Origin of the sequence: Bradyrhizobium sp. 157, from assembly GCF_023073815.1 — a bacterium.
Lineage (GTDB): Bacteria > Pseudomonadota > Alphaproteobacteria > Rhizobiales > Xanthobacteraceae > Bradyrhizobium.
Map to the genome: position 1 here is coordinate 38,758 of NZ_JADPKF010000065.1, position 20,468 is coordinate 59,225.

At 63.0% G+C, this 20,468-nt stretch carries 18 protein-coding genes; 7 read left to right on the plus strand and 11 right to left on the minus strand.

The genetic code is table 11. From position 1 onward, the window contains the following. Positions 1 to 221 precede the first annotated feature (221 nt). Entirely contained in the window at positions 222 to 1,247 is a 1,026-nt protein-coding gene (locus IVA95_RS13825; RefSeq protein ID WP_247510983.1) for a cyclopropane-fatty-acyl-phospholipid synthase family protein, read from the minus strand. 400 nt (positions 1,248 to 1,647) lie between these two features. Here IVA95_RS13825 and IVA95_RS13830 point away from each other — a divergent pair, with 400 nt between their 5' ends. The 3 genes from IVA95_RS13830 to IVA95_RS13840 all read left to right on the plus strand — a co-directional run bounded on the left by IVA95_RS13830 (position 1,648) and on the right by IVA95_RS13840 (position 4,262). After that, on the plus strand, positions 1,648 to 2,643 hold the full coding sequence (locus IVA95_RS13830; RefSeq protein WP_247510984.1) for a flagellar motor protein MotA: 996 nt from the start codon (positions 1,648 to 1,650) through the stop codon (positions 2,641 to 2,643). Between the two features lie 150 nt (positions 2,644 to 2,793). Further along, positions 2,794 to 3,819, plus strand: coding sequence for a peptidoglycan -binding protein (locus IVA95_RS13835; RefSeq protein ID WP_247510985.1), 1,026 nt, complete (start codon positions 2,794 to 2,796; stop codon positions 3,817 to 3,819). A gap of 17 nt (positions 3,820 to 3,836) precedes the next feature. Next, entirely contained in the window at positions 3,837 to 4,262 is a 426-nt protein-coding gene (locus IVA95_RS13840) for a GNAT family N-acetyltransferase (RefSeq protein WP_247510986.1), read from the plus strand. A 136-nt stretch (positions 4,263 to 4,398) separates the two neighbouring features. Here the strand turns inward: IVA95_RS13840 and IVA95_RS13845 are convergent, their stop codons facing one another. After that, positions 4,399 to 4,599: a hypothetical protein gene (locus IVA95_RS13845; RefSeq protein ID WP_213248406.1), complete on the minus strand. Its 201-nt coding sequence runs from the start codon at positions 4,597 to 4,599 to the stop codon at positions 4,399 to 4,401. 79 nt (positions 4,600 to 4,678) lie between these two features. Continuing rightward, complete coding sequence (locus IVA95_RS13850; RefSeq protein WP_247510987.1) at positions 4,679 to 6,532, minus strand: ABC transporter ATP-binding protein/permease; 1,854 nt, start codon at positions 6,530 to 6,532, stop codon at positions 4,679 to 4,681. 181 nt (positions 6,533 to 6,713) lie between these two features. Here IVA95_RS13850 and rpmE point away from each other — a divergent pair, with 181 nt between their 5' ends. Then, complete coding sequence (rpmE, locus tag IVA95_RS13855; RefSeq protein WP_057833964.1) at positions 6,714 to 6,941, plus strand: 50S ribosomal protein L31; 228 nt, start codon at positions 6,714 to 6,716, stop codon at positions 6,939 to 6,941. A gap of 229 nt (positions 6,942 to 7,170) precedes the next feature. On the opposite strand, the gene IVA95_RS13860 is transcribed toward rpmE, so the two are convergent. Beyond that, the gene (locus IVA95_RS13860; protein ID WP_065747422.1) at positions 7,171 to 7,683 is read right to left on the minus strand and encodes a DUF1465 family protein; all 513 of its coding nucleotides are present in this window, start codon (positions 7,681 to 7,683) and stop codon (positions 7,171 to 7,173) included. A 643-nt stretch (positions 7,684 to 8,326) separates the two neighbouring features. Continuing rightward, positions 8,327 to 8,518: a DUF1192 domain-containing protein gene (locus tag IVA95_RS13865; RefSeq protein WP_213248408.1), complete on the minus strand. Its 192-nt coding sequence runs from the start codon at positions 8,516 to 8,518 to the stop codon at positions 8,327 to 8,329. Between the two features lie 120 nt (positions 8,519 to 8,638). Between IVA95_RS13865 and IVA95_RS13870 the strand changes: the two genes are divergently transcribed. Further along, positions 8,639 to 9,637, plus strand: a complete 999-nt coding sequence (locus IVA95_RS13870; protein ID WP_247510988.1) for an NAD(P)H-quinone oxidoreductase — start codon at positions 8,639 to 8,641, stop codon at positions 9,635 to 9,637. A 122-nt stretch (positions 9,638 to 9,759) separates the two neighbouring features. Continuing rightward, positions 9,760 to 12,636 (plus strand): EAL domain-containing protein, encoded by a 2,877-nt coding sequence (locus IVA95_RS13875; protein ID WP_247510989.1) that lies wholly within the window; start codon positions 9,760 to 9,762, stop codon positions 12,634 to 12,636. A 128-nt stretch (positions 12,637 to 12,764) separates the two neighbouring features. Here the strand turns inward: IVA95_RS13875 and IVA95_RS13880 are convergent, their stop codons facing one another. The 6 genes from IVA95_RS13880 to IVA95_RS13905 form a co-directional block, all read right to left on the minus strand. Continuing rightward, a complete protein-coding gene (locus IVA95_RS13880) occupies positions 12,765 to 14,309 on the minus strand; it encodes a L,D-transpeptidase (protein WP_247510990.1) in 1,545 nt (514 codons plus the stop codon). A 273-nt stretch (positions 14,310 to 14,582) separates the two neighbouring features. Beyond that, a complete protein-coding gene (locus IVA95_RS13885) occupies positions 14,583 to 15,230 on the minus strand; it encodes a hypothetical protein (protein WP_247510991.1) in 648 nt (215 codons plus the stop codon). Further along, positions 15,230 to 15,730, minus strand: coding sequence for a c-type cytochrome (locus tag IVA95_RS13890; protein WP_247511083.1), 501 nt, complete (start codon positions 15,728 to 15,730; stop codon positions 15,230 to 15,232). The genes IVA95_RS13885 and IVA95_RS13890 overlap by 1 nt, the downstream gene beginning before the upstream one ends. Positions 15,731 to 15,862: 132 nt before the next feature. Next, complete coding sequence (locus IVA95_RS13895; RefSeq protein ID WP_247510992.1) at positions 15,863 to 17,623, minus strand: PQQ-dependent dehydrogenase, methanol/ethanol family; 1,761 nt, start codon at positions 17,621 to 17,623, stop codon at positions 15,863 to 15,865. Positions 17,624 to 17,772: 149 nt separating this feature from the next. Then, entirely contained in the window at positions 17,773 to 18,276 is a 504-nt protein-coding gene (locus IVA95_RS13900; protein WP_247510993.1) for a copper chaperone PCu(A)C, read from the minus strand. Between the two features lie 263 nt (positions 18,277 to 18,539). Further along, a complete protein-coding gene (locus IVA95_RS13905; protein WP_247510994.1) occupies positions 18,540 to 18,797 on the minus strand; it encodes a hypothetical protein in 258 nt (85 codons plus the stop codon). 132 nt (positions 18,798 to 18,929) lie between these two features. On the opposite strand from IVA95_RS13905, the gene IVA95_RS13910 reads away from it, so the two are divergent. After that, the gene (locus tag IVA95_RS13910) at positions 18,930 to 20,456 is read left to right on the plus strand and encodes a sensor domain-containing diguanylate cyclase (protein WP_247510995.1); all 1,527 of its coding nucleotides are present in this window, start codon (positions 18,930 to 18,932) and stop codon (positions 20,454 to 20,456) included. Positions 20,457 to 20,468: the final 12 nt, after the last annotated feature.

Below are 20,468 nucleotides of genomic sequence, written 5' to 3' on the forward strand. Positions count from 1 at the left end.
TACTGCGATGCAATATGGTTCCGCGGCGGCCCAATGTCACACAAGGCCTATCACCCTGAACTGCCGCCGATTTTTCCGGACTCACTTGATCGTGAGCCGGTTCCACTAGAGCTTTTTGCGTTTAGATGGGAAACAGACGGTCGGGAACATGCTGTTTCGCTGCATAAGATTGCAGCAGATGGCCGCGCGGGGGCATCCGGCACGAATCGGTTAACGCCGGCCTAAGCCGCCGCCTTGAGCCGGTAATGGCTGACGCCCCACTCGCTGCCACCGGCGTAACCGAACAGGCCTGCGGTGGCGAGCAGGAACCAGCGCCAGCGCCGCATCCATAACGCGGTCTCGCCGCCATAGACTTTGCGGAGCACGCGCTCGATTTCGTCGCGATGTTGGTCGAAATTCGCCAGCCAGTCCTGCGCGGTGCGCTGATAATGCATGCCGCTCCAGCGCCATTCCTTTTCGACCTCGAACAGATCGGCATATTGCCGGATCAGGTGATGGCTCGGCATCACGCCGCCGGTGAAGAAATGCTGCGCAATCCAGTCCTCGCCATCGGCGCGATCGAACAGATGGGCCCCGGAGCGGTGGGTGAAGATCTGCAGGAAGAAGCGGCCGTCGGGCTTCAGCCATCCGCGCAGACGCGTCATCAGTTCGCGCCAGTTCATCATATGTTCGAAGATCTCGATCGCGAGGATGCGGTCGTACCGCGCTTCCGGTGCGAACAGGTTCACGTCTGACGTAATAATGCGCAGATTGGCCAGGCCACGCTTTGCGGCTTCGCCCTCAATATATTGGCGTTGCGCGTTCGAGTTGGAGACTGCGGTAACTTGCGAATGCGGGAACTGTCGTGCCGTCCACAGCGACAGCGAACCCCAGCCGCAGCCGAGTTCCAGGATCGACTGCCCGTCGGCCAGATCGGCGTGCTCCACCGTCTGGCGTAGCGCCTCTTCCTCGGCCTCCTGCAGGGTCGATGCCGCTTCGCGGTAGAAGCAACAGGAATATTTCCGGTTAGGACCGAGCACGCGGGCAAAGAAAGCGGCCGGCACCTCGTAATGCTGGATATCGAGCGCGTCGGCATACTCAATGGCCCGTGCCGCCATTTCGTCGGCGAGCCAGGCATCGCTTTCTGCATTTCCGGTGGCGAGCTTCGCGGCGGTGCGAGAGCAGAGCTGGTGGATGGCGGCCCGGACAATGATGTCGGGCAGCGGCACCCGCTCCGCGGTGCCCATGATCGTGGAGACGAAGCTCATGTCCACTCCCTCCCTTCTTGGCACGATCCTTTTCAAAAGCCGGCCCGCCGCTGTGGGCTAACGCGACTCTCCCGGTCGGATGTTGCCGGCGGCGGCCGCGAGAGAACGGGCTGGTGCGCAACCGGCAGTCGCGATAGCGCCACTGCTGCTGCACCATCCAGGCGCCCGGCATCAGAACCGAGAGAGACGCGGCAATGGCCCGCCTCGGGATAATAAGAGCGTCATGAAAAATCCCGGTTGGACATCGAACCGTTCCAAAATACGCTGATGTCAAAGTCGGGTTTCGGGAAGAGGTTCCACCACCGTTAGCCCGAATTCGCGGCTTGCCAGCTTTTTTCTCCAGCCCGCTGTGCCATATTGGCCGCCAGCGCGGCTTTTCGTAACGGATGACACCCCGCAAATGCCTTCAGGCCCCTCCTCCCGCTCCGAAATGGAGATCGAACTGAGCAAACTATCCTCACCTCGGATTTTCCTGGTGCGGATGCTCGTGTTCCTGGTGCTGTGCGCGCTGGTCACGATCGTGCTCTACAAGCAGATCATCGTCGCGTTCTTTGCCAATCCTGGTCTTAACGCGCTGATCGGCGGGGTGCTCCTGATCGGCATCATCCTGTCGTTCCGGCAGGTGGTTCGGCTCTATCCGGAGGTGGCCTGGGTCAACAGTTTCCGCATCGCCGATCCGGGGCTCGCGATCGACCGGCGCCCGACCCTGCTGGCGCCGATGGCGGCAATCCTCGGCGGCGAGCGTACCGGACGGATGACGATATCGCAGCAGACCATGCGGCACTTGCTGGATTCGATCGCGACCCGGCTGGACGAAGCCCGCGATATTTCACGGTACATGACGGGCTTGCTGGTCTTCCTCGGCCTGCTCGGCACCTTCTGGGGTCTGATCGAAACCGTCGGTTCCGTCGGCAAGGTGATCGACGGCTTGAAGGTCGGCGGCGATGCCGGTTCGCTGTTCGACACCCTGAAGGAGGGGCTGGCCGCGCCGCTCGGCGGCATGGGCATTTCCTTCTCGTCCTCGCTGTTCGGCCTCGCGGGCTCCCTGATCCTGGGCTTTCTCGACCTGCAGTCGAGCCAGGCGCAGAACCGCTTCTATACCGACCTTGAGGACTGGCTGGCCTCCACAGTGCGCGAATATGGCGATGGCACTTCCGCGATCGGCGGTGAACTGCAGCATGCGATGGAACGTATCCGCGCAGTGGTGGAAGAGAGCGGCGGCAGCCGCAACACCACGGCGGCGATGGCCAATCTGGCCGAGGCGATCCAGGGCCTGGTCGCGCATATGCGCACCGAACAGCAGATGATCCGCGAATGGGCCGACGGCCAGGGCGAACAAAACCGCGAGATCAAGAAGCTCCTGGAGCGGATCGCCAGGCAGCCCGAGAAGAGCTAGAGGCAAAGTAAGTGTTCGTGTCCCGGACGCGGCGCAGCACGCAAGTGATGCGACGCAGAGCCGGGACCCATCGCGAGTAGGTCCCGGCTCTGCGGAGCGGCGTTGCACGCCGCACCGCGTCCGGGACACGAGATTGTCGGAGAATTGAAAATGGCCCTCGCCCGTGCTCGCCGCAGCGAATCAGGTTTCAACTATTGGCCGGGTTTCGTCGACGCGCTGTCGACGCTGGTGCTGTCGATCGTGTTCCTGTTGTCGGTGTTTTTGGTGGTGCAATTCTTTCTGTCGCAGGAGGTCACCGGCAAGGACAAGGCGCTCGAACAACTGAACGCCAAGATCGCGCAGCTCAACGACCTGCTGTCGCTGGAAAAGCTCGGCAAGATCACGCTCGACGACCAGCTCGCGCAATTGCGCGCCGGCCTCGCCGCCGCGGAAGGCGAACGCGACCGCATCAAGGGCCTTTACGATGGGTTGAGCGGTGCCGGCGACGCCCAGGGCCGCGCCAACGAGCTCAACAAGGCGCTCGAATCCGAAAAGGCGGTGACCTCGCGCGCGCTCGCCCAGATCGAGGTGCTGAACCAGCAGATCAGCGCGCTGCGCCGTCAGCTTGCGGCGCTCGAGGAGGCGCTGGAAGCCTCCGAAAAGCGCGACAAGGAATCGCAGGGACGGATTGCCGATCTCGGCCAGCGCCTGAACGTCGCGCTGGCGCAACGCGTGCAGGAACTGTCGCGCTACCGTTCGGAATTTTTCGGCCGCCTGCGCGCCATTCTGGGCAATCGCCCCGATATCCGCATCGTCGGCGACCGCTTCGTATTCCAGTCGGAAGTGTTCTTCGATACCGGCCAGGCGGTGCTGCTCCCCGAGGGCCGCTCCGAACTCGAGAAGCTCGCCACTGCGCTGATCGATCTGGACAAGCAGATACCGAGCGAAATCGGCTGGGTGCTGCGGGTCGACGGCCACACCGACATGCGGCCGATCAACTCGCCGCTGTTCAAGTCGAACTGGGAATTGTCGTCGGCGCGGGCCATCTCCGTGGTGCAATATCTGGTCTTCCTCGGCGTTCCCGCGCAGCGGCTGGTGGCCGCCGGTTTTGCCGAATTCCAGCCGCTCGACTCAGCGGCCAACGAAGACGCCTACAAGCGCAACCGCCGCATCGAACTGAAGTTGACGGAACGGTAGTGGCGTATTGCACTCGCTTGTATCGAGCAGAGGATGAAGCAGCCGCAATCGAGCTGTGGCATCGCACTTGGCAAGAGGCCTATCCTGATATCGACTTCGCCTCACGGCTGGAATGGTGGCGCGAGCGCTGGCGCAGGGATCTCGTACCGAAGGCCGAGATTATGGTCGCGGAACAAGGTGGCACGCTGGTCGGCTTTGTCACCGTCGATCGCGAAGGCTACCTCGACCAGCTTGTGGTTGCGCCAGAGCACTGGGGCTCTGGGGTCGCTTACCTGTTGGTCGAAGAGGCCAAGCGCATCTCTCCGAAGGGCGTCACGCTACTCGTCAACAAGGACAACCCGCGCGCCATTCGCTTCTATGAGCGCAATGGCTTCGTCCATGCCGGCGAGGATGTGAACCCGACGTCTGGGCGGCCGGTGCTGAAGATGGAATGGAAGGCATAACACGTCACCCAGCCCGACAGTGTCATACCGCGCATGCGGGTATCCAGTACGCCGCGGCTTCTCGGTTCAGTTGCTGGTGTCTCTGGAATACTGGGTCACCCGCTTTCGCGGGTGACGACACTCGCGTGGGCGACAACTACACGCCCCGGATCAAAACTCCCGCCGTCAGCAGCACATAAGCAATGGCCAGCGCATCGAACGCGCGCGATGGGCTGATGATCGGTATCGACACATGGGCGTAACGAACGAGCAGCGCGCAAACCGCAAGTATGAGCGAAATCAGGAAGATCGCGACCGAGGGCGGCGTCAGGGCAAAACCACTGCGGCGAAAGGGCATGACTATCTCCTGTTGAATCAGCCGGGCAAGAAAGCACGGCGTTGCAACAGCGAGACGACACTTTAGGTTCCAGCGGTTGTTACACGCCCTTGAACTGCAGCCGGGCCAATCGCGCGTACAGCCCGTTCGCCGCGACCAGTTCGGCATGCGTGCCCTGTTCGACGATCCTGCCCTGGTCCATCACCATGATGCGGTCGCAAGACAATACCGTCGCCAGACGATGGGCAATCACGAGCGTGGTGCGATGGCGCATCAGCTCTTCCAGCGCGGTCTGCACCAGCGTCTCGCTTTCGGCATCGAGCGCTGACGTCGCTTCGTCGAGCAGCAATAGCGGCGCGTCACGCAGGATCGCGCGGGCGATCGCGATGCGCTGGCGCTGGCCGCCGGACAGCGTCACGCCGCGCTCGCCGAGTTGCGCCTCGAAGCCGCCGGGCAGCTTGCGCAGGAATTCGGTGGCGTGCGCGAGATCGGCGGCGCGCTCGACCTCGGCGTCGGTGGCATCGGGCCGACCGAAGCGGATGTTTTCGCGCGCGGAAGCCGCGAATACCACCGAGTCCTGCGGCACCAGCGCAATCCGCGACCGGACGTCAAGCGGATCCGCCGATTTGATCGGCACTCCGTCGAGCGAGATCGTGCCCTTGGCCGGATCGTAGAACCGCAGCAGAAGATGAAAAAGCGTGCTCTTGCCTGCACCCGAGGGACCCACGATCGCGACCTTCTCGCCCGCCTTGACCGATAGCGAAACATTGTCGACCGCGAGCACATCCGGCCGCGCCGGATAGGCAAAGCTGACGTTCTCGAACCCGACGTCGCCGCGCGCAGGCTGCGGCAGCGCAACGGGCTGCGGCGGCGCCGTGATCTGCGACTTCACCCGAAGAATCTCGAACAGCCGCTCCGCCGCACCTGATGCGGCCGAGACTTCGCCCCAGACCTCGCTGAGTTGGCCGAGACCGGCCGCGGCGAACGCGGCATACAGCACGAACTGACCGAGCCGGCCCGGGGTGATCTGGCCGGTCAGCACGTCGTGCGAACCGACCCAGAGGATCGCCACCACGCTGGAGAACACGATGAAGATGATGATCAGCGTCAGCACCGCGCGCGCCCGCGTCGAGCTGCGCGCCGCCTCATAGGCCTGCTCGACTTCGCCGCCGAAGCGGGCGGTGGCCATCCGCTCGCTGGTACAGGCCTGCACGGTCCTGATCGCGCCGACCAGTTCGGAAGCATACGCGCTGGCGTCCGCCAGCGTATCCTGGGCGTTGCGCGACAGCCGCCGCACCCAGCGGCCGAAGGCGACCAGCGGGATCACGATCACGGGGATCGCCAGCAGCACGAAGCCTGAAAGTTTCGGGCTCGTGATCACCATCATGGTGGCGGCGCCGATGAACAGCATCATGTTGCGCAGCGCGATCGACACCGAGGCGCCGACCGCCGATTTGATCTGGGTGGTGTCAGCGGTGAGCCGTGACACCAACTCGCCCGAACGCGCGGAGTCGAAGAAGGCCGGCGACAGCGAGACCAGATGCGCGAACACGTCACGCCTGAGATCGGCGACGATGCGCTCGCCGATCGTCATGACGAGGTAGTAGCGAGACGCGCTGGCCGCGGCCAGTACCGCGACGATGGCGATCATGACGCTGAAATAGCTGTTGATCAGCGCGATGCCTTCGGGAGTGAAGCCGAAATCGATCATGCGCCGGACCGCGATCGGCACGACCAGCGTGGTGATCGCCGCGATCGTCAACGAAATCAAGGCGAGCGCCGCGCGCCCGCGGTAGCGCGCGACATAGGGCGCAAGCGCCAGCAGCGGGCGCAGCCTGGCGCCGGTCCTGGCCGGCGATTGCGTCAACTGGCTCTCGATGAAGGCCTCTTCCTCGAGCAGGGCGTCACGCGGCGGCGTGCCGCGGGAGGCTTCAATGTGTTCCACTGCGCTCATGAAATCCGACCCGTTTTTCTGCCCCCAGATAGGCCTCCGCGGCCCCCTCTGGCAAATCCGGGAGATTCCCAATCAGGACATATACGTAGCTTGTTTTGACAGGCTTCCTGAGCTATAGAGCCGCCAAATCCCGTATCCCCTGACTTTTTGAGACGGGCGCCGGCGCGCCGAAGGATATGCCATGAAAGCCGAAATTCACCCGAATTATCATACGATTACGGTCGTGATGACCGACGGGACAGAGTACCAGACCCGCTCCACCTGGGGCAAGGAAGGCGACAAGCTGAACCTCGATATCGACCCCAAATCGCATCCGGCCTGGACCGGCGGCTCGCAGCAGATCCTCGACCGCGGCGGCCGAGTGTCGCGCTTCCAGAAGAAGTTTTCGGGTTTCCTCAAGAAGGATTGAGGCCGTCCGGTCCTGCTTTCTTGGGTTCAGAATGCGAAACGCCCCGGGTAGCCCGGGGCGTTTTTGTTTTGGCGCTGCGGCCTATCCTCGTCATTTGCGAGGAGCAAAGCGACGAAGCAATCCATCGCTCCACATGCGCTGAGAGATGGATTGCTTCGCGGAGCCTGTCATCGGGCGCGCATCGCGCGACCCGTTGGCTCGCAATGACGGCGGAGAGAGTTTGCGGGGCTTACTGCTCGAACGCCGCTTTCAACCTGTTGAGCTGCGGCACCAGCGGATTGCCGATCGGCGCACGTTCCGCGGGCGCGGCGTGGATCGAGATGTCGAGCCGACGGACCCGCGTCTGCAGGCTCATCGATCGCGCAATCAGATCCTGCAATTGCTGCGGGAGCTTCTCGATCATGTCCTCCGGCCCGGGATCGGCGGCCGTGAGCTTGACCTTGGTCTTTTCCCGATTGGCCTGGGTCAGCGTCATCTCGCCTTCCTTGACTGCGCGATGCAGCAACAGCCACGACGCAAGCTGCATCAGGCGGGTGGTCAGGCGCATGCTTTCGGTTGCGTAAGTAAGGCTGACGGAACGTTCGAGCGCCTTGGCTTCGGTGCGGCCGTCGCCGTCGAGATAGGCGGCGGTTTCCTCGACGAGATCCATGCCTTCCCGGAAGAGAGTTCCGAACGCCGCCGAATTAGTCAGCCGCTCGCTGAACAGAACGAGCGCGGATTCGCTTTGCGAACGGTCCGCCATGGTTAACGCCCTCACGCCACTATTTCCCCAACCGGCTGTGAACCACCGGCTTATGATGAACAAATCATTGCTCGGGCGACGTCGAGAGTCCAGCGGCAACCGGATTTATGGTTTCCAGCTCGTGGGGGCACAAAATAGCCGCGGTGAGCACAAAAAAGAGCCGCCGTTTCCGGCGGCTTTTGAAGTTGATAACAGGGAGGCGTCAAACAGAGTGGACAGGAGCCACTCGGTGTCCAAACGAGGACGATGCCAGTCATAATCGAGAAAGCTTAACGGACCGTAAACGAACGAATTTCTTTAGGGATTGTTTGCCATGTCGGCCATTGGCCGAGTTTGTGATTGACCTGCTTGCGAGCGATTGTAGCCCGGATGGAGCGCAGTGAAATCCGGGGCCAGCGCAACCAGATCGAGCGTTCCCGGATTGCGCGGAGCCTGTCATCGGGCCCGCATTCGCGCGACCCGTTGGCTCCATCCGGGCTACATGCCAGCGCGCGCGCTGGGACCCAAAGCCACCGGCGGATGAAATTGAGGGAAAGTCGGCCAGCGGCCTGCCACAAGCCGGGCTGTGGCGCATGGGTCGCGGATCGCGTTCGCTGCGCTCACTTGTCCGGGACGACGGCGAGAGGAGGTCGCGGCTTGAATTCTACGACTTGAAAATACTGTTCGCGGCATCCTTTGACGCGCGCTTTTTGGTGACGGCCTCTTGCAGCCGCGCGATTTCCGAATTCAAGAGCGCAATCCGCTCCGTCAGTTCCTCGACCGACAGCAGCGACAGGTCCTGGCCGATCTCATGGCTGATTTTCTTCCGCGGCTTGTCGTCGTCTTCGATGGCCATGCATTTCCTCCTTTCGGCATTCCCTTCAGGTCTGGCCGTCCCTTCACGCGGTTGCCAGCCGCAGCCGGGCTGGCTAATCAGGGGCCGCCCTCAATCCTCAGCCTTTCGCAAGGACAAATCATGGAAAAGCTGCCCGCGCAAATGACCGTCATCGGCATCAGCAAGCCCGGCGGCCCCGAGGTGTTGCTGCCCGAAACCCGCAGCGTTCCAACGCCCGGCCCAGGCGAAATCCTGGTCAAGGTGATGGCGGCGGGTGTCAACCGCCCCGACGTTGCGCAGCGCTCCGGCGCTTACCCGCCGCCGCCCGGCGCCAGCGACCTGCCCGGCCTTGAAATCGCGGGCGAAGTGGTGGCGCTCGGCGAAGGCGCCAAAAAGCACAAGCTCGGCGACAAGGTGATGTCGCTGGTCGCGGGCGGTGGCTACGCCCAATATTGCATTGCGCAAGACGCGCAGGCGATGGCGGTGCCGCCGTCGCTGTCGATCCAGGAAGCCGGCGCGATTCCGGAAACGCTGATGACCGTCTGGCACAATGTGTTCGAGCGCGGCGGGCTCAAGCCCGGCGAAACACTTCTGATCCACGGCGGCTCGTCCGGCATCGGCACCATGGCGATCCAGCTTGCGAAAGCGTTCGGCTCCAAAGTGATCGTGACCGTCGGCTCGCAAGACAAGGCCGACGCATGCCTCAAGCTCGGCGCCGACCGCGCGATCAATTACAAGACCGAAGACTTCGTCACCGTGGTCAAGGCGGAGACCAACAATGTGGGCGCCAACCTGATCCTCGACATGGTCGCCGGCGACTATGTCGATCGCAACTATGACGCTGCCGCAGTCGACGGCCGTATTGTGCAGATCGCGACGCTCAACGGCGCCAAGGTTACCGTCAACATTGCCAAGGTGATGGTGAAGCGACTGACCCATACCGGCTCCACGCTGCGCCCCCGTACTAATGCGGATAAGGCAGCGATGGTCGCCGCGATCGAGGCCAAGGTGATGCCGCTATTGCGCGAAGGACGTGTAAAACCGCTGATGGACAGCTCATTCCCGCTGGAAAAAGCGGCTGACGCGCACCGGCGAATGGAGACGTCAGCACATATTGGCAAAATTGTGTTGGTGGTCTAGCGGATCGCCCGGCGGAGCACGGGTGGAAACCCTTTGATTTGCTTCGCTTTCATGTCATTTATCGCTGGCAACGCCGACCCGTTCGCTGGGCCGGGAGGATCGTTGGTCGCGGAGTACTCACATTGCGTCTGATCAGGTGCCTTGCGCTGCTTGCGCTGGGCCTCATGATTGTTGCGGCCGCGCCGGCGGCGCACGCCATCGACGCGGTCAGCGTCCGCAGCGACGCGCCTGCCATTGATCTCACCGCGGTGCTCGACCACCAGCGCAGCGAAACCGACCGCATCCAGGTTTCGACCGCGCCGGGAACCGACGGCATCGTCCGCCGCATCGAGGTCCGCGCCCGCGAAGGCGGACAGAACTGGGTGGTGTTCGCGCTGGCCAACAATACCGACGACCAGCTCGACCGCCTGATCGTCGCGCCGCACTATCGCATCGTGTCATCCGGCCTGTTGTGGCCCGACCTCGGCCTGTCGCGCATTGCAACCATCACGCCCTCGACCGGCGATCGCCCCGAGCGCCAGGAAAGCGCAACCGCCGACATCTTCCGCATCACGCTCGACCCCGGCGCCGTCATCACCTTCGTGGCGGAGCTTCGCACCGACAAGCTGCCGCAGCTCTATCTCTGGGAACCTGACTCCTACAAGGACAAGGTCAACTCGTTCACGCTCTACCAGGGCATCGTGATCGGCATCTCCGGCCTGCTGGCGCTCGTGCTGACGATCCTGTTCGTGGTCAAGGGCAGCATCATGTTCCCAGCCGCCGCCGCGCTGGCCTGGGCGGTGCTGGTCTATATCGGCGTCGATTTCGGCTTCTGGGGCAAGGTGCTCGACATGTCGAACAACGCCGAGCGCGTCTGGCGCGCGGCCGGCGAAGCGATCCTCGCGGCGACGCTGCTGGTGTTCCTGTTCGCCTATCTCAACTTAAGCCGCTGGCACGTGCGTTATTCCCACATCACTGTCGGCTGGCTGGCCTTCCTTGGCTCGCTGGTGGCGCTGGCGCTGTTCGATCCTGCGGTCGCTTCCGGCATCGCGCGCATCTCGCTGGTGCTGATCGCCTTCGCGGGCTTCGCGCTGATCGTCTATCTTTCGACGCATGGTTTCGACCGCGCGGTGTTGTTGATCCCGACCTGGTTCCTGCTGGTGGTCTGGGTGATCGCCGCCGGCATGACGGTGGCGGGAAGCGTCACCAACGACATCGTAGGTCCGGCGCTGCTCGGCGGCCTCGTGCTGATCGTGATGCTGATCGGATTTACGGTGATGCAGCATGCGTTCGCCGGCGGCGGCGCGACTACCGGCATCGTCTCCGACATCGAGCGCCGCGCGCTGGCGCTGACCGGCTCGGGCGACCTGATCTGGGACTGGGACGTTTCCGCCGACAAGGTGTTCACCAGCCCGGAGACCGAAAGCCTGCTCGGGCTGAAGCGCGGTACGCTGGAAGGCCCGGCCGCAAAATGGCTGGAGGTGCTGCACCCGCTTGATCAGGACCGCTTCCGCGCCGCGCTGGACAGCGTGCTCGACCAGCGCCGCGGCCGGCTGGTGCAGGATTTCCGCCTGCGCACGCCTGACGGCCACTTCATGTGGTTCGCGCTGAAGGCGCGCCCGGTGGTCGGCTCCGACGGTGAAGTCTCGCGCGTGGTTGGGACGCTGACCGACGTCACCGAAATCAAGAACGCCGAAGAGCGCATGCTGCACGATTCCGTGCATGACAATCTCACCGGCCTGCCCAACCGCAAACTGTTCATGGATCGCCTCGGCGCGGTGGCGAATTTCGCCAAGAGCATGCCGAACCTGCGGCCGACGCTGATGGTGATCGACCTCGATCGCTTCAAGCAGGTCAATGATTCCGTCGGCATTGCGGTCGGCGACTCCATCCTGCTGACGCTGGCGCGTCGGCTGACGCGCATCCTGAAACCGCAGGATACGCTGGCGCGGCTGGCCGGCGACCAGTTCGGCCTGATCCTGATGTCGGAGCAGGACCCGGCGCGCATCACCGCCTTCGCGGAAACCATCCGCAAGACCATCCGCGCGCCGATCGCCTTCAACGACCGCGAGATTTTCCTGACCGCTTCGATCGGGCTCGCGCTGTCGGATCCGCAGACGCAATTGTCCGACGAGATCATCAAGGACGCCGAGCTTGCGATGTATCACTCCAAGCGGATCGGCGGCGACCGCATCGACGTCTACAAGCCGGCGATGCGCGCGAGAAAGACCGACCGCCTGACGCTGGAAAGCGAATTGCGCCGGGCCATCGAGCGGCAGGAAATCACCATCCTGTACCAGCCGATCGTGCGGCTGGAAGATCGCTCGATCGCCGGCTTCGAGGCGCTGGCGCGCTGGGATCATCCCAAGCTCGGCCGGATGTCGCCGTCGGAATTCATCACGATTGCCGAAGAAATCGGCCTGATCGTCGATCTCGGCATGTTCGTACTGGACCAGACCGCGCGGCAGCTCTCGGTATGGCAACGCGCGATGCGCTCGCGCGAGCCGATCTTTGCCTCCGTCAACGTTTCCTCGCGGCAGTTGCTGCGCCATGACTTGATCCACGATATCCGCACCGTGCTGTCGCGCTCATCGGTGGCGCGCGGCACGCTTAAGCTGGAGCTCACTGAGTCGCTCGTGATGGAGAATCCGGAGCATGCCGCGCAGATGCTGGCACGCATTCGCGAACTCGGCACCGGACTGTCGCTCGACGATTTCGGCACCGGCCATTCCTCGCTGGCCTACCTGCAGCGCTTTCCCTTCGACACTATCAAGATCGACCAGTCCTTCGTGCGCACCACCAGCCGCGGCACCCGGCCGGTGATCCTCAAATCGATCATTGCGCTGGCGCACGACCTCGGCATGGATGTGGTGGCGGAAGGCGCGGAGACGGATTCGGATGCGGTCGAGCTCTATCAGCTCGGCTGCGAATATGCGCAAGGCTTTGCCTTCGGCGAGCCGATGGATGCCGACGCCGCGATGCGGCTGTTAACGGAAGAACGGCTGGAAGCGGCGAGCTAAGCGGCCTCGGCGAAGGCGGCGATCCCATACGCCGCGGTTTGTTTGTACGGCGACCGAGCCATTGCCTTTGCAACAACGACGCCCTGTGGCTATGGGCTCTGCCTTCCCTACGCGCGGCGTGCCGCGTCTTACCACCAGCCCGGGAGCGCCGGACGATAGTACTGGCCGCCGCGCCGGCGCGTGTTGCCGGTTTGGGGAGCCGGATCGCGCGGGAAATTGAAGAAGCCGAAGCCGTCGTCGCCCTGGAAGTCGTCGCTCGCAACGCGGACATCGGCCGTAGGCCGGCGCGTCACGAAGCCGCCCTGCGGCTCGGTGCTCAGCACCGCGACGAACTCTGTGCGATAGTTGGTCTCGCTGCTCAGCGGCTCGTCCGAGACGACGATTGAAGATCGCGGCAATGCGGTGGGCGCGATGCGGTCGAGCACCTCCTGCGGGATGGTGATGCGGTCGAGCGCGGCCTTGGCGTTGTCGCCGTTGTCGATCGTGACCGCGGTCCAGCGCAGGGCCGCCTCGTTGCGCGCCACCGCCGTGAACACATGCGTGCCGATCGGTCTGTCGGGATTGCGGATCGTGACAGGAACCTCAATCGTCGCATCGAACACGATGCCGCCGCCGTCAGGTGCCGGCTTATGCGTAGGGCGCCGCACGTAAAGCTTCTGCGTCGCGCGGCTGATGTAGATCGAGACCGGCTCGAGCGCGAGCTTCGCCTCGCTCGCCGCCTTGGCGGTGTCGGCCTTCCTGGTCCCGGCCGCCTTGGCGGCGTCCTTTGCGGTTGCCGCGGCGTCGAGCTTGGATTTCGCGTCGGCATTGGCAGTGTCGAGCTGTGTTCCCAGTTCCGCGGCCTTCGCGGCGGCCTTTTGCTTGAAGTCCTCGGCCCGCGTCTTGGCCTCGTCCGTCTTGGCGACGGCGAGCACCTTGTCGGCGTAGGCGAGCTCAGCGTCGGCGCGGGTCTTGAGCCCCTTCAGCTTGCGCAGCGACGCCGTGAACGATGCTGTCTCGCGCGCCGCCATCGCGGCGGCCTTCTTCGTCTCGTCGGCCGTCCTGGCGGCCTCCGCGGCCTCGCGGGCGAGCGTCTCGGCGCGAGCCGGAGCCGCCGCAATGGCCTGCGGGCTCGGCACGAATAGCGCTGGGTGGGAGAACTCGACCGGCTCGGCGTCATCAGGCGAGACGATTACCCGCATCCCGATCCGCGTCCTGTCGAACAACTTTTCGGCAAAGCCAAAGGGCATCCGGACGCAGCCGTGCGAGGCCGCATATCCGGGCAGCGGCCCGCCGTGCAGCGCGATGCCATTCCAGGTGATGCGCTGCATGTTCGGCATCTCGGCATCATCATAGAGGCTCGAGCGGTGATCCTTGTTCTTCTCGAGGATGGCGAACACGCCGGCGGGCGTCTCGCGTCCCGTGGTGCCGGTTGAAACCGGCGCGCGCAGGATCCAGCCGTCGGCGTCGTAGATGGTGACTTGCTGGGTCTTGATCGACACGATCGCCATGATCGGCTCGCCTGCATCGCGCGGCGCTGTCGCCTCGGTGGGGGGCTTGGGGCGCGCCTGTCTCGCCGTGGCGTCGGCGGTCAGCGTCATCAGTGCGGCCATTACCGCGAGCGTCACAATGGCGGGAGGACCCCAACGCCGCATCACCACGGTGGATCGCGCCGTCGTAACTCGATTCACCATGCCACGCCCCGGTTGAAATGCCTGTCCGCGCTTGCGTCGATCAAGTGTCAGATCGCGACTTTTGGATTTAACTAACCGCCGCCACCATCCGCGCCGCCAATTCGCTCCTGGTACTATCGTAGGTCCCGTTGGCAATTCTCTCATACACGACAGCCCGCGCAGCAGGAAGGGCGGCTCGCGGCTGAAATTGGCACTTTTTTGGACATGCAGCGTGTAGCGAGACGACGTCTACCCTAGAGGTGGATTAACGCAGGCAGCCAGCACCATCATCCGCTAATCCTTGGCTCGCAATATGCTGATCCGCGTTTCATCGACGAAACTCTTGATGTCCTGATCGGGCCGGCGGAACAGATTACGTTCGACAATGAGTGAACGGCCGCTGATCGTCTTGGTGCAGCGTTCCTTCAGGTAGACACCACCCACTGGCTGGTCCCCTGCACCCGGCTGGCCCTCGGTGCATGCCCAGCCGTCGGAGCCGTAGCGCGATCTGGCCTGTAGCCCCAGGAGAAACGCCTTCTTGCGGAGATAGAGACGCGCCTTTGGATCGGTCTCGATCTGCAAACCGGCAACGTGCCCCGAATCGTCGATCAGCAAGGTCAGGATCGCCGGATGACCCGCCACCTTGGTTCCGTCCCGGCTGGTCGACGGATCGTAACCAAATCGGATCGCCCGTGTCCCACTCGCGTCGGCAGGACAGTCACGCCAGTTCGTCCAGCCAGCCAATGTGCGCTTCGGATCCGCCGCGCAGTAGAAGTCGACGTAACCGGGCTCCGCCAACTCGGCCGCAGCCATTCCGACGCGAATGTCACGCAGATCGTTGCCGCTGAATTCTTCCGTCCGTGCCGGAGAGCTCGCAAGCGCGACCGCCTGCCAGGCAAGCAGGCCCGCAGCTAGAACTCCCGGCGGATTCAGTCTGCGCATCACTGGCCCTTTCCCATGCTGGCGCTCGCATCATCTGGCTTCTGCGCCTGCGTCTTGTAGACGTCGCATACCCGCGACGTGCTTGAGAAGAACGCGACGCATTCCGCGTAAGTAGGTTCGCCGGCTCCCTTGATGTGGGCGATCACGTAGTCGGCGACGGCTTCGATATCCTTCGGCCGCAGAAACGTTCCGCCCTCGGGCGGCATCTGTGCCCCCGCGTCCTGGCGGTTCATGCCGTGGCATTTCACCTCATCGTAGGCGCCGCGTATAAAGAACGGCATCCCCGTGCCCGGCCGCCCGCAGCCGACGGCTTCAATGATCTGATCCCGCGTCAGCTCTGTCTTGCGCAGCGACAGCGCATCGCCGCCGTAGCCGCCGCCGCCATTGCCGTGCCATTTGTGGCAGCCGATGCAATTGGCCTTGCTGAACACTTTCTTGCCGGCATCGGTCGGATCCGAAGCTGGCGCTTGCGCCGACTGACCGTAAGCAGCGGCTGGCATCGAAAAATTCAGGGCGACGACGCTCACGAGCAGCATGCTTGCCGCCGCCGGGAATCTGTTGAAGATCATAATTGCGTCTCTTGTCGAAGCAGCGGGAGGGCCCGCGGTTGCGGACCCTCCGTTTTTGAGATGTCAGAGTGCGAATACGTAGAGCATCGATCCCGGCTGAATCTTCTTCAGTTCGGGCGTCGAATCGATGAACCACTTGTCCCAGGCGCCGCCCAGGCCGACCAGAATGGCGACGTACTGTTTGCCATCGACCGTAAAGGTCATCGGCGGTGCGTTGACGCCGCCGCCCGTGTTGAACTCCCAGAGCTTCTGCAATGACTTGGCGTCAAGCGCCATCACTTCGCCGGATGGCTGACCGGTGAAGACGAGGTCGGGGGTCGCAAGCATGCCGCCCAAATTTGGGAACGGCGTTTCCATTTTGACGGCGATCTTGCCGGTAGTCACATCGATCGCAGTCACGCTGCCGGTGATCCTGAATGGCTGGCTCGGGCCGCCGCCGGTCCAGAACTCCCGCGGTTTCAGTTTTTCCGGCGTCATCACCTCAACCTTGATGCGATTGCAGCTCTCGATCAGCGGGATGTACCAGAGCTTCAGATCCGGATTGTAGGCCGTCGGCGGCCAGTTCTTGCCGCCCATGTTGCCGGGGCAGATGTCGGTTTCCAAGTTGGTGCGGCTTGGCGTCACCGCCGCGATATAGGTCTGCACGGACTTGTTCGGGTCATACTCGATCGGCTTGCCGGTCTCCGGGTCGAGCCCTTTGGTCCATGTGACTTTCTTGACGAACGGGAGACCCCAGACGAACTTGCCTGTGGTGCGATCGATCGCATAGGCGAAGCCGTTGCGGTCCGCTTCGAGCGCGAGCTTCTGCGGACCACTGGGTCCGGGGATATCGACCAGCACGTTTTCCGCCACGCTGTCATAGTCGTAGGGGTCGTTTGGCGTGTGCTGATAGTACCACTTGATCTTGCCGGTGTTGGCGTCAAGGGCCAGCGAGCTGTCGGTATAGAGGTTGTCGCCCGGCCGATAGGCGCTATCCCAGTCCGGTCCGGGATTGCCGATACCCCAGATGATGGTGTCGGTTTCGGGATCGTAGGTGCCGGTTACCCAGGTCGAACCGCCGCCCGAGGCCGCCGCGTTGTTGCTGTCTTTCCAGGTCTCGCTGCCGGGCTCGCCCTTGCCCGGGATTGTATAAGTGCGCCAGACCTCCTTCTGGGTCGTGAGGTCGGTAGCGGCGAGCCAGCCACGGATGCCGTACTCTGCGCCGGCCACGCCAGTGATCGCCATGTTCCTGACGATCAACGGCGCGCCGGTGATCGTCTCGCCCTTGTCCGGATCGGCGACAGTACGCTGCCAGGCGACCTGGCCGGTTTCCTTGTTGGTCGCGATCAGCCGGCCATCAAGCGTATGGGAAATGACGAGATCACCCCACAATGCGACGCCGCGGTTGTCGACGCCGCAGCACGCCACAGCACCAGCCCAGTCACGGTCCGTCTTGGGATCCATCTTCCAGACCAGCACGCCGCGGCCACCATGCGCATCGATCTTGTAAACCGAACCCCATCCATCGGTGACATACAGGAAGCCATTTTCAGCAATCGGCGTGCCTTCGAGCCCGCCGTGGGTCCAGATGCCGCCCCCTTCGACGCCGCCGAGGTGCATGGTCCAGGCGACCTTTAGGTTCTTCACGTTATCGCGGTTGATCTCCTTCAGCGTGGAGAACCGGTGAGCCGAGTAATTCTGATGATGATGAAGCCAGTTGCCCGGCTCCTTGTCGACGTTGAGCAGCCGTTCCTGATTGACCGGGTCTGCAGCGGAGACAGGCAGTGCTCCCATCACGCTTGCGGCAGCAACCGCTACGGCAAGCAGACGGGCTCGCGTCAACATTTTTGGGTGACCTGAAGATCGCTCCATGAGTTATGCCCTCCCTTGTTGGCAAGTTCTTGTGGCAGTTCATGTTGGATTGAACGTCCGGCATATCCGGGCGTTTCGCTGACGGGCCCCATTCAGCGGGCTTCACCAGTCCGCTGTCGCGATCACGGCGTTCGTGAAACCTGCACCTCCGTTTCTTTGGTTCCGGCTTTCTGGAAAACGACGGTGCATGTAAACGTCTCGCCGTCGACGAGCTTCTGCCGCGTCTGCAGCAGCATTACGTGATATCCGTCGTGCTTGAGTTCGATCGTCTTGCTCTCCGGGATCGGAATGGACTTGATCTCGCGCATGGCTGGCGCGCCTTCGCCGCGATCGACGGTGTGCTTTACGGCGAAATTCGCAAATGGACACCGGACGCGCAGTATCGCGTCGGCTTCGGCCGCATCGTTTCTGATCGTCATCAGTAGCGGGAGATCGATACCAATCTCGTCGGAGGCGGGCACGTGGGCGCTCGTCACCTGCAGTGCGTCGCCTGCAGCAGCGACGCCGGGCGCCAGCCCAAGACCAGCAACAAGTCCGAGCGCTAGAAAGCGGGATCCGCCGGACAGTGCAGCCCACCCTGCCCGATCAAGAGCACCATCAAGACTCGATGTCGCTACGGTGGTCATCGGCTATCGCCGCGGCCATCAGAGATTTACAGGCGTGGGACGCCCAAACGACCATGTCGTCTGATTCATCGGCGCCATCCTCCCACGATCGATTTTTCTTCTTGTCTTTTTAGTTGCTCCCCAAATTGAGGCGACGGTAGGGCCGGTGTCTGGAAAATGAATCCAACAGGAGGAGGCTCGCCCGGTATATTCCATACCAATCGATATCCTGCACGGAAACGCGGCGCTGCATGCGCCGGTGACGACGGGTGAGCGGCGTGTGCTCACCGCCTAACCGGCATCTTCTTGAACTTCACGCTTTTGCCATCCGCCTGCCGCGTCGCGATGTAGCCGGCTTCCAGGCAGGCTTCGCGCTGCGGCATTCTCTCCTGCGGGCTCCGCAACGTCTCCCACCATGACGCGCGCTGCGCGGCACGCGGCAGCGCGGCGTCGATGATCTCCTCAATCTGTTCGAAACTCAGCACGAATTCGGTGCGCTTCTGCGCCTTCAGATAGTCCCGCAGCGGGTCGTAAACGTTCACGCGTGTCCTCTCGAGCGAATTGCACAAAACCGTCGACGCCGGCAACCGAATGTTAACTGTCTACCATATCGCCGTCGCCGCTTAAGACCGCAACAATTTATCCGGCGCATACCGGAAGGCTTGGAGCGGATGATGCTATTCGAGCGGCAAAGCGACTTAGCCAGAAAGGGTTGGTTCAGGAAAGACTCCGGCCGCCGCCCCTGGCGATTGTCGGTAAAGCTGTTGATCGCATCGTCGGTTGCGGCGGTGATCGGCTTCTCCGCGATCTGCACCAGCGTCATGTTTGACATGCGCCGCGGCGAGGAAGAGCTGGCGCGTCAAACGCTTGAAAATCTTGCCTCGAGCATCGACTCCGATATCAGCCGCAATATCGAACTCTACGATCTGTCGCTGCGTAGCGTCGCCACCAATCTGGTGATGCCGGAGATCGAAAAGGTCAGCAAGGAGATTCGCCATCTGATTCTGTTCGATCATGCCGCGACTGCCAGGCATTTCGGCGCGATCCAGGTGTTCGACGCGCAGGGCAAGCTGATCATCGACGCGGCAAGTCTCGATCCCGTGCCGGAGGATCGCAGCGATGAGGAATACTTCTTCGTCCATCGCGACAAGCCCGACATTGGCTTGTACATGAGCCGTCCGATGCTGCATCGCAGCGCCTATTCGATCGTGCTCAGCCGACGCGTTACCGACGCCGATGGTGGTTTTCTCGGTGTGGTCGCGGGCTCGATCCGATTCAGTTATTTCCACGATTTGTTCGGACGGCTGACCCTCGATCCCGCCGATACGATCACGGTATTGCGCCGTGACCGGACGATCATCATGCGCAAACCATTCGACCTCGACATCGTCGGCAAAAATCTGGCAGAGCGAAGAAACTGGAATCCGGGAAATCTGAAGCAAGGCGGGTCCTACGCCGGGGTCGGACCGGTGGACCCGACACCGCGGCTTTACGTTCGAAGCGCCAATACGAGCCTGTTCTTTGTCGTCGTCGGAAAACCGCTGGCGAGCATCCTGAGCCTTTGGCACCGGGAGGTGATCCGGATCGGAGCGGTCATGGTGGCCCTGATCCTGTTCGTGCTCGGCACCACATTGTTCCTCGCGCGCGAGATCGGCCGCCGCGCCGAGGCCGAGGAAAAGCTGGAAGAGCTGGCGACCACCGACGCGCTCACCGGCCTGAAGAACCGGCGCAAGTTCGATACAGAAATCGATGCCGAATGGCGACGGGCGGCGCGCAACAAGACCCCCATCGCGGTGCTGATGATCGATGCCGATCATTTCAAATCGTACAATGACACGTTCGGACATCAGGCCGGCGACCAGGTGCTGGTCGGCATTGCGATCTGCATCTCAGACTCGGTGCGGCGGGCCGGCGATTGTCCGGCGCGATACGGCGGCGAGGAGTTCGCAGTCCTTCTGCCTGGCCTCTCGGCGGCGGAAGCGCTCACCGTCGCCGAAACCATCCGCCTGAAAGTCGAACAATGGGCCGAAGATCCCGGCGTGACGACGGTGAGTATCGGCGTGGCGAGCATGACGCCCACGGCAGCGATCAATTGGTCCTATCTGATCGAAGCGGCCGATAAGGCGCTCTACGTGGCCAAGGCCAATGGCCGCAACCAGTCGGTGGTCGCCACCATCCCGCAGCTTGCGCTGGTGGCTTAGGGCACAGTCTCG

Coding starts and splice junctions, on each gene's coding strand:
- IVA95_RS13835 (WP_247510985.1), top strand. CDS start 2,794: ATGGCCCTCGCCCGTGCTCGCCGCAGCGAATCAGGTTTCAACTATTGG.
- IVA95_RS13900 (WP_247510993.1), bottom strand. CDS start 18,276: ATGACCACCGTAGCGACATCGAGTCTTGATGGTGCTCTTGATCGGGCA.
- IVA95_RS13890 (WP_247511083.1), bottom strand. CDS start 15,730: ATGCCAGCCGCTGCTTACGGTCAGTCGGCGCAAGCGCCAGCTTCGGAT.
- IVA95_RS13860 (WP_065747422.1), bottom strand. CDS start 7,683: ATGGCGGACCGTTCGCAAAGCGAATCCGCGCTCGTTCTGTTCAGCGAG.
- IVA95_RS13830 (WP_247510984.1), top strand. CDS start 1,648: ATGCCTTCAGGCCCCTCCTCCCGCTCCGAAATGGAGATCGAACTGAGC.
- IVA95_RS13870 (WP_247510988.1), top strand. CDS start 8,639: ATGGAAAAGCTGCCCGCGCAAATGACCGTCATCGGCATCAGCAAGCCC.
- IVA95_RS13850 (WP_247510987.1), bottom strand. CDS start 6,532: ATGAGCGCAGTGGAACACATTGAAGCCTCCCGCGGCACGCCGCCGCGT.
- IVA95_RS13880 (WP_247510990.1), bottom strand. CDS start 14,309: ATGGTGAATCGAGTTACGACGGCGCGATCCACCGTGGTGATGCGGCGT.
- rpmE (WP_057833964.1), top strand. CDS start 6,714: ATGAAAGCCGAAATTCACCCGAATTATCATACGATTACGGTCGTGATG.
- IVA95_RS13910 (WP_247510995.1), top strand. CDS start 18,930: ATGCTATTCGAGCGGCAAAGCGACTTAGCCAGAAAGGGTTGGTTCAGG.
- IVA95_RS13845 (WP_213248406.1), bottom strand. CDS start 4,599: ATGCCCTTTCGCCGCAGTGGTTTTGCCCTGACGCCGCCCTCGGTCGCG.
- IVA95_RS13895 (WP_247510992.1), bottom strand. CDS start 17,623: ATGTTGACGCGAGCCCGTCTGCTTGCCGTAGCGGTTGCTGCCGCAAGC.
- IVA95_RS13885 (WP_247510991.1), bottom strand. CDS start 15,230: ATGCGCAGACTGAATCCGCCGGGAGTTCTAGCTGCGGGCCTGCTTGCC.
- IVA95_RS13825 (WP_247510983.1), bottom strand. CDS start 1,247: ATGAGCTTCGTCTCCACGATCATGGGCACCGCGGAGCGGGTGCCGCTG.
- IVA95_RS13865 (WP_213248408.1), bottom strand. CDS start 8,518: ATGGCCATCGAAGACGACGACAAGCCGCGGAAGAAAATCAGCCATGAG.